The 13540-nt window shown below is 58.7% G+C and carries 13 protein-coding genes and 1 tRNA gene; 5 read left to right on the top strand and 9 right to left on the bottom strand.

Annotated elements, in window-relative coordinates; all coding sequences use genetic code 11:
• Positions 1–132 precede the first annotated feature (132 nt).
• Positions 133–945 carry a transcriptional regulator FtsR gene (gene ftsR / locus ACRQDJ_RS03005; protein WP_284903277.1) on the bottom strand — a complete coding sequence of 271 codons (813 nt, stop codon included), beginning with the start codon at positions 943–945 and terminating at the stop codon, positions 133–135.
• Positions 938–1387, bottom strand: coding sequence for an FHA domain-containing protein (locus ACRQDJ_RS03000; protein WP_016442798.1), 450 nt, complete (start codon positions 1385–1387; stop codon positions 938–940). Before ACRQDJ_RS03000 ends, ftsR begins: the two co-directional genes overlap by 8 nt.
• A 329-nt stretch (positions 1388–1716) precedes the next feature.
• On the opposite strand from ACRQDJ_RS03000, the gene ACRQDJ_RS02995 reads away from it, so the two are divergent.
• From ACRQDJ_RS02995 to ACRQDJ_RS02985, 3 genes are all read left to right on the top strand, one after another.
• A tRNA-Pro gene (locus ACRQDJ_RS02995) sits at positions 1717–1790 on the top strand.
• A 241-nt stretch (positions 1791–2031) separates the two neighbouring features.
• Positions 2032–2283 (top strand): hypothetical protein, encoded by a 252-nt coding sequence (locus ACRQDJ_RS02990; RefSeq protein ID WP_016442796.1) that lies wholly within the window; start codon positions 2032–2034, stop codon positions 2281–2283.
• A 6-nt stretch (positions 2284–2289) separates the two neighbouring features.
• Complete coding sequence (locus ACRQDJ_RS02985) at positions 2290–2979, top strand: DUF981 family protein (protein WP_026429366.1); 690 nt, start codon at positions 2290–2292, stop codon at positions 2977–2979.
• Positions 2980–3096: 117 nt separating this feature from the next.
• Here ACRQDJ_RS02985 and ACRQDJ_RS02980 read toward each other — a convergent pair whose 3' ends face one another.
• From ACRQDJ_RS02980 to ACRQDJ_RS02950, 7 genes are all read right to left on the bottom strand, one after another.
• Positions 3097–3462, bottom strand: a complete 366-nt coding sequence (locus ACRQDJ_RS02980) for a hypothetical protein (RefSeq protein ID WP_284903274.1) — start codon at positions 3460–3462, stop codon at positions 3097–3099.
• 41 nt (positions 3463–3503) lie between these two features.
• Entirely contained in the window at positions 3504–3884 is a 381-nt protein-coding gene (locus tag ACRQDJ_RS02975) for a hypothetical protein (RefSeq protein WP_284903272.1), read from the bottom strand.
• A gap of 167 nt (positions 3885–4051) precedes the next feature.
• The gene (gene rbsK / locus ACRQDJ_RS02970) at positions 4052–4960 is read right to left on the bottom strand and encodes a ribokinase (RefSeq protein ID WP_087070794.1); all 909 of its coding nucleotides are present in this window, start codon (positions 4958–4960) and stop codon (positions 4052–4054) included.
• Entirely contained in the window at positions 4960–6057 is a 1098-nt protein-coding gene (locus ACRQDJ_RS02965; RefSeq protein ID WP_284903270.1) for an aldose 1-epimerase family protein, read from the bottom strand. The genes rbsK and ACRQDJ_RS02965 overlap by 1 nt, the downstream gene beginning before the upstream one ends.
• A 53-nt stretch (positions 6058–6110) precedes the next feature.
• Complete coding sequence (fucP, locus tag ACRQDJ_RS02960) at positions 6111–7514, bottom strand: L-fucose:H+ symporter permease (RefSeq protein WP_350309588.1); 1404 nt, start codon at positions 7512–7514, stop codon at positions 6111–6113.
• Between the two features lie 105 nt (positions 7515–7619).
• The gene (gene deoC / locus ACRQDJ_RS02955; RefSeq protein WP_284903567.1) at positions 7620–8294 is read right to left on the bottom strand and encodes a deoxyribose-phosphate aldolase; all 675 of its coding nucleotides are present in this window, start codon (positions 8292–8294) and stop codon (positions 7620–7622) included.
• Positions 8295–8656: 362 nt separating this feature from the next.
• Entirely contained in the window at positions 8657–9649 is a 993-nt protein-coding gene (locus tag ACRQDJ_RS02950; RefSeq protein ID WP_435717771.1) for a sugar-binding transcriptional regulator, read from the bottom strand.
• Between the two features lie 195 nt (positions 9650–9844).
• On the opposite strand from ACRQDJ_RS02950, the gene ppc reads away from it, so the two are divergent.
• Together ppc and ACRQDJ_RS02940 are read left to right on the top strand one after the other, a co-directional pair.
• Positions 9845–12673 (top strand): phosphoenolpyruvate carboxylase, encoded by a 2829-nt coding sequence (ppc, locus tag ACRQDJ_RS02945; RefSeq protein WP_284903269.1) that lies wholly within the window; start codon positions 9845–9847, stop codon positions 12671–12673.
• A gap of 191 nt (positions 12674–12864) precedes the next feature.
• Positions 12865–13458, top strand: a complete 594-nt coding sequence (locus tag ACRQDJ_RS02940) for a TetR/AcrR family transcriptional regulator (RefSeq protein WP_101594725.1) — start codon at positions 12865–12867, stop codon at positions 13456–13458.
• The last annotated feature ends 82 nt before the right edge of the window (positions 13459–13540 follow it).

The raw sequence follows: 13540 nt of genomic DNA, 5'->3' as shown, positions 1-13540 counted from the left end.
ACCCTACTCCTGGGTGGGCGGTGCTGTCTGCCCGGCGTGGCTCACTTTTGCGCAAATAGCGCCGTGAACTGCATTTTCAGGGGAGCGAAGTGGAAGGTTTTACCGGGGATGACCGGCGGCGCGCGATGCGATTTAGCGCAGTTCCACTTCGACGTTTTCCGTGAGGAGAGCGCCGTAAAGCCGGGCGATGGTGGCGCCATCCTCGGCGGCCTGGTTGAGGGCGCGTTCGGAGGCAACCGGGGTTTTCTTTGCCAGCTCGGTAGCCAACTGGGTGGTAATCATCACGGCCTGGGCGTGCGCGGAATTCTTGACGCTGCGGATTTGGCGCAGGTCATAGCCGCCTTCCAGCAGCATCACGCAGTAGCGCACAATATCCGCCGATTGCGCGGATAGGCGCCCGCGCGCATCGGTGGCGAGGATTCCCGCGGTGACCAGCTCTTCAATCGTGCCCAGCGCCGCTCCGGTCATATCGGCCAATTCGGCTTGGGTGATACGTTCGCCCGGTTTCGGGCGGCGCACTTCCGGTGCGGCGACGGCGCGCATCCCCCCGGGGCGGCCCGGTGCCTCAATAATGCCTTCATCGAGCTGGCGCAGCTCTTCCCGGATTTGGTCGAGGGGCAGGAAGCGGTCACGCTGTTCCCTCAGGATGAAACGCAAACGCTCGGTATCCGAGGTGGAAAAAAGCCGCTGATTGGTTGCGGTGCGATAGGGAGAAATAAGGTCGATGGATTCGTAATGCCGGATTTTCGAAACCGAGAGCATGGGGAATTCATCGGTGAGGGCACGGCGAACTTCCCCGATGCGCAGGGTTGGTTCGTGGCTGAGGTCATGAGGCCAGGTGCTCGGGCTGCCATCTGCCCGCATGCGGCGCGGAGCGGAAGCGGGCGAGAAGGAAGAATCCGGGGTGGCCGTAGAAGCGCGAGATATCACCGGTGTATCACGCACCGGCTCGCGAAGCGTAGAAGGTCAAACGGAATTTTCCGATTTGGATTTCATCGCCGGTGCGGAGCACAGCATCATCCACCCGTTCCCGGTTAACGTAAGTGCCGTTGAGGGAGCCGGAATCACGCACGTGGAACGTATCGCCACGGCGGAAGAACTGCACGTGTTTGCGGGAAACCGTAACGTCGTCAAGGAAAATATCAGCGCGTGGGGAACGCCCCGCATTCGTCACTTCCCCATCGAGGAGGAACCGGGCCCCCGAATTCGGGCCGGATAGCGCAATAAGGAGCGCGGAACCTGCGGGGAGGGCATCGATGGCGGTGCATTCTTGAGGGCTGAGATGGCGTTCGGCCACCGGCTGATCGGGCTGCGCGCCAATAGCGGTGAAGCGAGATGTTTCCGTAGGCGCGGGTGCGGCCGACCTCGGATCAAATTGTTCAGCCATATGCCTCTCCTTCACTGCCCTGGAGAACTCCCTCCGGCGCCTCTTTATCGGTAACAATCCTATAACGATTTGGGGCTATAACTCTAGTGAGATCATCCGGCGCGAGGCGTATTGCGGCGCTGTGCCGTACATGTCGCGATGCTGCGCTCTACTTATCGCCACACGGCCCAGGGCATATCGCAGCACCGCGCGAAGAGCGGGCTATGTCACCTTCTGGGATTTGTCTTTTTCTGTTCGTATGAGGTAATCTCATGTGGTCCACGTGGCGATGACCTGATGTTGAAATCCGGTTATTGGGGCGGGGATAGCGCTAAGTTTTCTTATCGCTTCGGGCTATGGCGCAGTTTGGTAGCGCACTTGACTGGGGGTCAAGGGGTCGTGGGTTCAAATCCCGCTAGCCCGACGTTGTGATGTCCCGCGTCATAGGTCCGCCTGTGACGCGGGAATTTTCTTATACCGGGTTGCTGTACTGGCGTGCTGCTGAGTCCATTCCGGGTGGTGAGACACGCAGCGTCGTCGTACTACAACTAAAATTTCGCAAAAATGGCGCGTTTTCAGCGATTTGCGTCACACGGGACTATTGTCCGAAGAAATGCTCCACGCAAGCTGATAAAAGTCTGGGCGATTTAAGTTATGCTTGACACATGGAAAATCATCAAGATTTCAGTGGCATCCCCACTGACCTAGAGGAGCACAAGGTTGCCAGGTGGGCGTCGCTCCTCGCTAAAGCCACCTGGGTTGTCCTCGCGCTTGGACTCGTTATCGGGCTGGTCTTCTGGGCCACGGCAAGCGGAAGTACCGGGCAGGATCTTGGCGTCCTGAGCTGGTGCATCACTTTTGCCGCTTCCATCGCCTTGATGTCCATCCGCCAATTCCTGCTTTCGGAAAGGAGGTAACGGGCCATGCTCATGCAAGGTATTACGTATAACACCACCATGGCGCTCGTTGCCGGTGCGATTATGGTGCTCGTGGTTCTTTTCGCCCGCGTGGCTGCGAACCCGAATCACCGCACCCTGGCCGGGTGGGGCTGGACTTTCGTTGCTACCGGTGCCTTCCTGGGGATTACCGGCATTCATATGACCCTGACCTGGCCGCTGGCCCAGATCGACGGCGCTTTCTGCTGCTCCGTTGATAACATCACCTTCGGTGAGCCGGCCGCTTTCTACGGGATTTTGACCTTCATCGCCGGTATTGCGATTCTGCGTGCTGAAAAGCTTGCGGATAAGGGCGTGCGCCCCCTCGATCTGGTGGCCACGCTGCGTCCGCTTCTCTACGTTGCCGCTATCGGTGGCTTCGGGCTGGTGCTTTTCGGCATCGCGGGTATGCACTTCGGTATGTGGCGTCCTCCGGAAATCGAGCCGGTTGCGCGCCTCATGGCCGGATCGCTCATCGAGCCGCTGCTGGTCATGTTCCTGTACGTGGGTACCGGGGTTTCGGCGATCCTCTCCCCCTTCGTTCCGGATAGCAAGTGGGTGGCGCGTATCGCTGCCATCCTGACCTGGGGCGTGGGCATGCTGTGGATCTTCCTGTCCTTCACGGTGTTCTACAGCCACGTGGGCTTCTTCCCGCAGCCGGACGGTTCCTATATCTAATAACAGTTCCTATATTTCACATTTCATGATGACGCGGTAGCGGAAACGCTAGTGCACATCACGCGATCCGCGGGGTTTGGCGGTGTTCCTGGTGAGCATCTCGGGCCCCGCGGATTGCTATTGAACGGTACTGCACGGAGAATGCGGCGAGGGTGGATAGAGCACAACACCGTTCGTGATGTCGATAATCTTCTGCGGAAAATCCCGATAATCGAGCGAAAGGTATTGGTTGAGACGTCTGGGACCATCGTGAACAATACTCACAATCTCAATCGCAACGACGAAGAATTCATCGTATTGAGGATCATCCATTTCAATCCCAAGCTCGCCGGCATTATCACTTTCGAATGCCGCGAAAAAAATACCTATATATTCCTCACCATCGGCGAAAACGATGCGATACTGGGCATCTGGATGATCCCAGTAGTACGCCTCAAGAACATCTACTTGCTCTCGTTCCTCTGAATGGGTGATGCCGGTCACTTTTTGTCCCTCTTTCTCGGTGTGGCGGGGGCGATGGGGCCTCAGTTTTGGATAGTAGGTATCGTTGCCTGAGTCAGCGAATTTAGCGGATAAACCACGGTGTTGGTCGTGATGTCGATAATCTTCTCCGGAAAATCCCGGTAATCGACCGCGAGGAAGTTGCTATACCGGCGCGGGCCGTCATGGACAATTTCCAAAATCTCGAAAACGATTACAAAGAACTCGTCGTAGAGGGGATCGTCCATTTCGATGTCGAGTTCACCGGCGTTATCACTTTCGAACGAGGTGAAGTAGACCGCCCGGTAACATTCCCCATTAGAAAAGCTGATCTCGTAAAGCGCATCAGGATGCCGGTTGTCGTAATCCCATACGTGGTCAAATTGATATTTTTCTTCGGGATGAAAAACCCAGCCTTGCTCCATTGTTTCCCCTCACGGACGGCTCGGTACGGTATGCGGCATTGTTCTTATTGGCACTATAGCGGAGCAGCGGCCAGGAAGCTCCCGAAAGAGCCTCTGGCCGCCACTTTCTACGCGCCTCTCACCGCGCGGGGATATAACAGAGTACAGATCCTATCCTTTACCGCCGTTTAGCTGTGCAGGAGAGCGAATTCCTCCTTACTGGCGTAGGAGGTTTGGGTGCCGCGTTTCGTTACCGAATCAGCAGCGTAGCGATTAGCCATCCGCAAGGAGTACTCAATATCGCCAGTGGCCACCACATAATGGGAGAAACACCCGATAAAGGCATCGCCCGCACCGGTGGTATCCACCGCTTCCACCGGCGTTGCCGGCAACAGCATATCCACGCCATCGGCCACCCAGAGCACTCCCCTACCGCCGAGCGTCACAATAACGTTGCGCATCCCCGCCTCCAGCAAAGTATGCGCGGCATTGCGAACATCCGGGATAGTTTCTACCGGCATTCCGGTGAGCAGCGATAGCTCACTTTCATTAGGTGTGAAATAGGTGCAGGCTCGTACCCGAGAGAGCAGCAGATCCGGCTGGGCCGGCGCCGGGTTGAGAAGCACATCAATACCGTGTTTCACCCCGAACTCGATAGCGTAATAGACCGTTTCCAGGGGAATTTCCAACTGCAAAACAATCAGTTTGCACCTGGAAATCTCCGCCGCTGCGGCATCAATATCGGCCGGAGTTAGCAAGGAATTAGCGCCCTGCACAATAATGATGGAATTCTGGGAATCCGGATTGACGAAAATAGGAGCCACCCCAGATGTTGCCGCGGTACGCAGCACGTAGGTGGTATCAATCCCGTTTCGCTCGAAATTCGCAACTGTATTATCGGCAAAGAGGTCATTACCCACCCGGGTCACCATCCGCACCGCCGAACCCAGGCGTGCGGCGGCCACCGCTTGATTAGCTCCCTTCCCACCGCAGCCGAGCGCAAAATCGGGCGCCTCCACGGTTTCGCCGTCTCCCGGCATGCGGTTGATATAGGAAATAAGATCGACCATATTCGAGCCGATTACTGCGATATCCATTAGTGTGCCTCTTCTGCTGTATCGTTCTTCGCGCTGCGGGAATGAGAAAGCTCCGCGGCCTGCCCTTCCGGTACCAGGCCAGTATGGACCCGGAAACTCCGGGTTCCGCCAGGTTCCACCCAGATGAGGGTGCCAGCCTCCTTAGCGGCCAGGAAACCTTCAGGCCGGCTGGTTCCCGGAAGAACAAAAGCAGCCACCTGCTGGTCTAAAGTCCAGAGGATCCACCGGGTCGCCACGGGGAATTGCGCCGTCGAAAATTCTGTGAAGAAAGCGTGCCCCTCCGGGGCCGCAAGCTCAAAACGCGCGCTCTGCCCGTAACGGGGCAGATCATCGGCGAAGTACACGATCTCCGGATTGAAGCTCTCCGCACCTTCCAAGGAATCCGCATCAATGTCACCGGCGATAATCCGGTTATTCAACTCAGTCCATTCCGGCGTGGGCGTGACGTGCGCGGGAATGGAGCGGCGCAATTGGAAACTGCCCGCCGGGAGCGACTGGCGCATGGTGCCGCCGGGCACGAAAGCATAATTCATATGGCACATGTACTGGAGCGGCATCGGCTGGCAGGGAGAAAGATTCTCCACGTCCATACCGATGGTGAAATCGGTGGCCCCGGCACCTAGGGAAACCGTGGGCGTGGCACGGTAATGATCGCCAAAACCACGTGCGTATTCGTAGGTGGACGCAAGCCGAATAGCGCCGTCGTTCCCACAACCATCGATCTCAATCCACGCGCGATCCATCGTGGCGCAAGAAAACTCCCCGTGTAGCACGTGAGTATCGTCCGGGCTCGGGCAGCCGGCCGCAAGCAATCCGGAATGGAAAGCGAAACAGCCGTAGGTATCCGAAATCTCGCGGGCGGGGCGCGGCTGGCTGAACATATTTTTCATGCGCAGCGAGATACCGTCAAAATTGGCATCCCAGATGATGCCGCCCATAAACGGAAGAACTTCAATATATCCGCGGGAATTATGCACGGTGAGCGCCGCAACGCCCGAAGGATAGCGCTGCGCAATCACCCGAAACTCTGGGGATTCGGCCAGGCAGCGCGGCGCCTCGGTGAACTGATCCTCACGCAGATTAATAGTGAACGTCATAATGATCTCCTTTGTTCATAACAGTGACGTCTCAAAAACACGATGGTGCGGGGTCAGGCCGCAACGCCAGCGCGATCTTTACGATAAATAGAGAAGAAGTAGATGAGCACCGCCACGAAGCAGCACAGTGACACGATGAAGGATGTTTGCATCGACCCGGTCTTATCCGAGACCAAGCCTTGAATAACGGGGATCACCGCGCCACCGATAATGGACATAACAATAACCGCGCCACCGGTTTCCGTATGCCGCTTGTCCTCGATGGCGTCGAGGGTACGCGAATAAATGGTGGCCCAGCACGGCCCGAAAAGCCCGGAGGTCACGATGGCGGCGTAGACCGCCGTCATATTCGGCACCAGCACCACGTAGCTGAGGGCCGCCACCCCGGCCAGGGAATAGAGCACGAGCACCAGGTTTTCGTTCAGCTTCGTCATGAGAATATTCGCGATGAATTTCCCGGTAAAGAACGCCGCGAAAGCCCACACCATGTAGTTACTGGCGGTGCGTTCATTAATGGAAGTATCGAGGGTGAGGGCGAGGCGAATCGTGAAAGACCACACCGCCGTCTGCATACCCACGTAGAGGAATTGGGTGAGAATCCCGGTGCCGAAGCGCTTATTGTGGAGAAGATAGCGCAGCGTTTCGCCGATAGACGCCCGGGACTGGTGGTGCGCGGCGTTGAGCGGTTTACACGACGGCAATTGCGTGAGCGCCACCAAAATAAGTACGACGGCGAGCACCAGAATAATGAACCTATAAGGCTGCAAAGTGCGCTGGAGCATCTCCTGTGCAAATTGGGTTTTCTCCAGGCCGCTCAGGTCATCAAGCTGCTTGTGCAGTGCCTCCCCTTCCGTGAAAATCAGGTATTTACCGAGCAGAATTCCGAAAATTGAGCCCAGTGGGTAGAAGGTTTGGGAAATATTGAGGCGCAGGGTGGCGGTGCGCCGTGGGCCAATCATCGTGGAGTAGGTATTGCAGGAGGTCTCCAGGAAGGAAAGCCCGGTAGCAATAGCGAAGAGCGCCGCCAGGAACACGGAATAGGTTGCCATATGGGAGGCCGGGAAGAACATCGTGCAGCCGATGATATAGCAGCTCAGGCCCACCAGGATCCCGGTTTTATACGACCACTTCCGGATCACCCGCGAGGCCGGGATGGCCAGCAGGAAATACCCGCCGTAAAAAGCCGATTGCACGAAGGCGGAAGCGAAATCCGAGAGTTCGAAAATTGATTTGAATTGGGTAATGAGCACGTCATTGAGGGATGCCGCGGCTCCCCACAGGGGGAAACAAATAGAAATAAGAATGTATTGGAGCAGCGGGGTGCGGTTGAGATAACCGTCGCGGAGCTGGAGGGAGGGATCTTTAATGAGGCCGAAGGTGGTATTGGGAACTCCGGATTCTTCTTGCAGCGTTATTGCGGGCCGCATAGGGGCTTCATTGCCCGATTGTTGTGACATGAGTAGTCCTTCTTTTTGTCAATATCCGCCCGCGGGTGGTGGGCCGCGGCGTCGCTGCCACCCCACCTCCCGGGAGGAAATATTCGGTTGTTATTGTGTTTGCGCTTAGCGCTGTAGTTCAGCGAGGATCTGGACTCCCGCGGAAGCGCCGATGCGAGTGGCTCCGGCTTCAACCATCGCTCGGAAATCAGCGGCGCTGCGGATCCCGCCCGCGGCTTTCACGCCCATCTGCTCCCCCACTGTTGCGCGCATAAGGGCGACGGCGTGTTCCGTTGCCCCGCCGGAGGAAAAGCCTGTCGAAGTTTTCACGAAATCAGCGCCGGCCCGCTGGGCGGCCTGGCAGGCCCGCACGATCTCATCGTCGCCCAGCAGGCAGATCTCAATAATGACCTTGACTAGCGCGGCCGGCTTCGCTGCCCCCACCACCGCGGCAATATCAGCTTCCACGTCTTCCCAGCGGCCATCGCGCGCGGCCCCAAGATCGATAACCATATCGACTTCGGTAGCGCCGTGCGTGATGGCGTCCTGGGTTTCGAAGGCTTTGGTTGCCGAGCTACTGGCTCCCAAAGGGAAGCCAATAACCGTACATACTTTGACACCGCTACCGGAAAGCAGCTTCGCGCAGGTCTCCACCCACACCGGATTGACGCATACCGAGGCGGTTCCCAGGGTGCGAGCCTGGGCGCACAGTTCTTCAATCTCGGCGCGGCGGGCATCGGCACGCAAAAGAGTGTGGTCGATGAGCTGTGCGGGACGTGAATAATGATCGAGAGCGGGCATCATGACTCCTTTGTATGTTTCCCACCGTGACTCACGCTGATAGCCGGAAACTCCATAACCGTAGTCTCCCCTACCAGCCTCACGCTACTAATACGACACCGTTTTACGGTGTTCACGAGTGAATCTAGGTGAGAGCGCCGCCGAGTGCCACGCGCTGCCCCTTCACCGCCCCACGCACCGGAAGCGTCCATAAGCGCGCCAGCTCGCGGAAAAGTCGCCGCTGCGCGAATGCGCCGTGCCCATATTACCACCGATGTTCGCGAAAGGAACATATGTTCCGCGGGCGCGGGGAGCGCGTTAAACGCCTGCCCCGCGCGCCTTAAACGCCCGCCCCGCATGCCTGAAACCTCAGCCCCACGCGCCTAGCTCATCATCGTCAAAGCCCGCGCGGTTCCCACATCGGTGACCAGGCGTGACACATAATCATTAGCCAGCGCCGCATAAATAGCCTGGAGTTTATCCGGCCCGCCGGCCACCAGGATTTTTTGTTCCTTCTCGCGTAATTCGGGCAGGCTAATCCCGGTGGAACGATTATTGAGATCCGGAAGGCATACCCGGCCCTGCGCGGTAATGAAATGGGTGCAAATATCACCAACCGACGTGGTGAGCAGCCGCGTCATATCCGTATCCTCCAGGCGGAAGCCCGCCAGATAAGCCAGATTCGAGCGGGCATCCCCCACCGTATAGAGAACCACCCGGGTGCTGGCCCGCTGGGTGCGGGTCGCCCGCAAACGTGCCTTAATATCCGGATCTTCACGTTGCTGGGCGCTAAGAAAAGCGGGAAGCTGGAAATATACGGCCTGCCCGCCGCAGGAGGCGGCGATGCGCTCCATCACCATCGTTTCATCAATGGTGCGCACGCACGCCCCAATACAGCACGTGAGCTGAATAATCGCCACGCCTTTGCGCGGAATACGGGGCATATGGCGGGAGACCGCTTCGGTGGTGCGCGAGAGGCAGATGCCAATAGCGTCGCCGTCGCGAATCTGTTCACTGAGCACCTGCGCGCCCACCCGCCCGAGGGCCTCGCGCACATCTTCCGGCGCGGAACTGGGCGGGCTGACCAGGCGCACATCCAATAAATTGAAGCGCTCACTCAACCGCGCGCACAGGAACGCGTCATCTTCGCGCGGATCGTTCACGGTAATCCGCACAAAGCCGCGCTTGCGGGCGTGGCTGAGCAACTTGGAGATCGTGGAACGGGCCAGGTGCATGCGCTGGGCTACCTCGTCCTGGCTGAGTCCGGAGTAATACAGTTTTGCGGCGTCGAGCGCATCAATATCCCGCGCAGAAAGCCCATCCCGCGTCACAACACCAGAGTCCACCAGCACCACCTCGTCGTCGTACCTCATCATCGCAAGTGTAAGCGAGCCTCCGCGCGCACGTAACAACGCAGGTGCTGCGGCGTCGTTCCACCCGGGACCTGTGATTACACCCGGGCGCGGCCTTAGCGTTAGGATGGAAAGCGGCATCGGCATCAGCACGCGCCACAGCTGTGCACCGGCCGATACCGCAACGGTGAGATCCCCAAGGAGAGGCGAGTAGATCTAGTGAGCCACGACCAAGATATTCAGCTCCACGACTCCGTTGACCGCACCACGGCCCGCTCCCCCGAAGATTTCGATGCGCCGCTGCGCGCGGTTGTGCGGCGCCTGAGCACGATGCTCGGTCAGGAAATTGCCCAGCAGCACGGGGAAGAAACCCTCGATCTCATTGAGAAAGTCCGGGCGGCGGCGCGTGATCTCGATTCGGAGACGGCCGCCTCAGAAGTGCAGCGCTCCTTGGATAATATGTCCACGGATACCGCTATTATTCTCACGCGTGCGTTCGCGGAATACTTCCTGCTCGCCAACGCGGCGGAACAAACGTTCCGTATCAAGGTTATTGGCGATAAGGATCCGGCTGAATCCTGGGTTCCGCGCGCGATTGCGCGTATTTATGACGCGGTCGGGCTGGAGGGCCTGCAAAAAACCGTCGATTCGCTGGATATTCGCCTTGTTTTTACCGCTCACCCCACCGAAGCGCAGCGGCGCGCCGTGCTTACCAAGTTGCGCCGCGTCTCCGAAATTGTGGAGACGGAAACGGAAGAAGGCAGCGAGGAACGCGCCCGCCAGGATCGCGAACTCGCCTCGGTGATGGAGAGCATCTGGCTCACCGACGAATTGCGCCGCGTGCAGCCCACTCCCCTGGATGAGGCCCGCAATGTGATGTGGTACCTGCGCAGCCTCTACACGGATACCCTTCCCGATGTCATCACAGATTTCCGCGACGAATTGGAACGTTACGGCGCCCACCTGCCCGAAGACGCCGTCCCGATCCGTTTCGGTTCCTGGATCGGTGGGGATCGCGACGGCAACCCGTACGTCACCGCGGAGGTCACGGCCGATGTGTTGCGGCTCCAGTCCAGCACCGCTATCGATATTGCCGTGTGGTTCGTCAACCGCGCGATGCTCAGCTTGTCGATTTCCTCGCGTCTTTCGGGCGACGACGCCGCACTGCTGGCCTCCCTAGAAGAGGACTTCCGCTTCCCGGACCTCGTGGATGAAGATTCGCGGGCCCTTTACGCGGAAGAACCCTACCGGCTCAAGCTGGGTGCCATTCGCTCCAAACTCAATAATACGAAGGCCCGCATCACCACGGGTGCGGAGCATATTCCCGGCCATGACTACGCCACCGGAACGGAAATTCAAGAAGAATTCCAGTTGCTGCGCGATGCCCTGCGCCGCCACGGCGCGGAACGGGTGGCCGACGGGCTGCTCGCCACCGCCCAGCAGATTATTCACGGGATGGGCCTGGGGCTGGTCATTTTGGATGTGCGCGAGCACTCCGAGAAGCATTTTGAGCTGCTCAGCGAATTATTCAATCGCTTCGGGGGTCTGGAGGCGGATTACGCCACGCTGAGCCGCGAAGAACGCACCGCGCTGCTGGGGCGGGAACTGGCCTCCGCGCGCCCGCTGGCACCCGCACTGATCAACACCGATGATTCGCCGCTGACGGAGAGTTCGCAAAAGACTTTCGAGGTATTCCGGGCGATTCGCCAGGCCCATAAGATTTACGGGACCGATGCCATTACCACGTATCTGGTGTCCATGACCCACGGCCCTGACGACATCCTCTCCGTGGCGCTGCTGGCCCGTGAAGCTGGGATTATTGATCTGGAAAGCTCGGAGAAGCGCGCCGATCTGGGATTTGCGCCGCTGCTGGAAGAAGTGCCGGAGCTGCGCCGGGCCGGGGAGATCCTCGATACCCTGCTCTCCGATCCTTCCTATCGGGAAATTGTGCGGCTGCGGGGTAACCGCCAGGAAGTCATGCTCGGCTACTCGGATTCCAATAAGGATGCGGGTGTGGTGACGTCCCAGTGGGAAATCCACCAGGCGCAGCGCCAGCTGCGCGACGTCGCCGCTCGGCACGGCGTGACCCTGCGGCTCTTCCACGGCCGTGGCGGTTCGGTGGGGCGCGGGGGCGGGCCCACCTACGATGCGATTTTGTCCCAGCCGTACGGCGTTTTGGACGGCGAAATTAAGTTCACCGAACAGGGCGAGGTTATTTCCGATAAGTACACGCTGCCGGCCCTGGCCCGGGAGAACCTCTCCCTCACCCTGGCCGCGGTCATGGAAGCTTCCGCCCTGCATCGCGAACCGCGTAATAGCAATGTGTCGCTCAGCCGCTACGACGAAGTCATGGACTTCCTCAGCGGGGCGGCCTACCAGCGCTATCGCGTGCTTGCCGATGATCCGGATCTGCCCGAATATTTCGTGACCTCCACCCCGGTGGAATTGCTCGGTGATCTCAATATCGGTTCGCGCCCCTCCAAGCGCACCACCTCCGAGAAGGGTCTGGATGGCCTGCGGGCTATTCCCTGGGTCTTCGGCTGGACCCAGTCCCGCCAGATTGTACCCGGCTGGTTCGGTGCCGGTTCCGGGCTGCGGGCCGCGCGCCAAGCCGGGTACGGGGAGGACCTCAAGAAAATGGTGCGCAGCTGGCAGTTCTTCCGCACCACGATGTCCAATATTGAAATGACCCTGGCGAAAACAGATATGGATATTGCCGGGCATTATGTGCGCACCCTGGTGCCCGAGCGGCTCCACCATATCTACGCGGAGATTCGCGAAGAATACGAACTGACGGTACGCGAGCTTGAGGCATTGCTGGCCGAGGATGATCTTCTGGATACCCAGCCGGTTTTGCAGCGGACCTTGCGTATTCGTGACCAATATCTCAAACCGATTCATTACCTCCAGGTGGCGCTGCTGGCGCGGGTGCGAGCGGATGCGGGCAGCGCCGATGGGCTTTCCGGCAAGGCGCAATCGGCCGATGAGCAGCGCGCCCTGCTTACCACGATTAACGGCATTTCCGCTGGAATGAAGAATACGGGATAAACGTTATGGAAACCGTATGAAGCGTGCGGCGATCTCACCGCGCGGACGAGGCTCGGGACCGGCAAAGGCGCCGGTGCTGAGCCTCATTTTTACTTTCTGCGGCTTTTATTAAGAAAAAACCTGTGTTTCGGGCGACACCGGACTTATTTTTACACTAAACTGAAACCGTGGAACGAACATATAGAAGAAGAGTGGGTAGGAAGCAACGCTTCAACGCTGACGATGTTATTCGGGCAGCGAAGGAGGTTGGCGTCTTTACCTTCACTATGAGTGATATTGCAGGCAAGATCGGCGTTGCGACCCCCGCGGTGTACCGCCTTTACGATGGCCGTCAGGATATCGTTGAGGCAGTCATTCGGCGCGCTGCCGATGAAACACCAATTGTGCACGCGGGCACTGATTGGCACGATGCCATCGAGCAGGCAGATGCGAATCTGCGGCGCACCCTGGATGATTACAACGGGCTAGGCGAGGTGCTCCTATGCAACCCGAAGCTGACGGTGCATTTCGCGCGACAGCTCCAGGGGCTCTCCCGGGCACTCGAAGATGGCGGTTTCTCGCATCAGAAGTCGGTGGCTTTCGCTTATGTGGCAATCGGGCAGACGATTCTCCGCCATATTATGGAAAAGGCTTTCCGTTACATGAATCCGGACCGTCTGAACGTCATGGAGAAAACCGGGCCGGATCTGATCCCCTTCCTTGAGAAGGCGGCGGAGGATCCCGAGGGCGCGCTGGACGGATACGAAGCAGTGCTGCTTCGATATCTGGAGGACCGGGAGCGCTAGGCGCGGCTTTCTGCGCGGTAGCGCGATGCCGGAACGACGACGCAGCTTCCGCGCACCAACCCAATCTGTACACGGGCGGGTA

This window comes from Actinotignum urematis, assembly GCF_051264595.1.
GTDB lineage: Bacteria > Actinomycetota > Actinomycetes > Actinomycetales > Actinomycetaceae > Actinotignum > Actinotignum timonense_A.
Note: the sequence above shows the minus strand (reverse complement) of the source record. Positions and strands in the feature narration are given on the sequence as shown.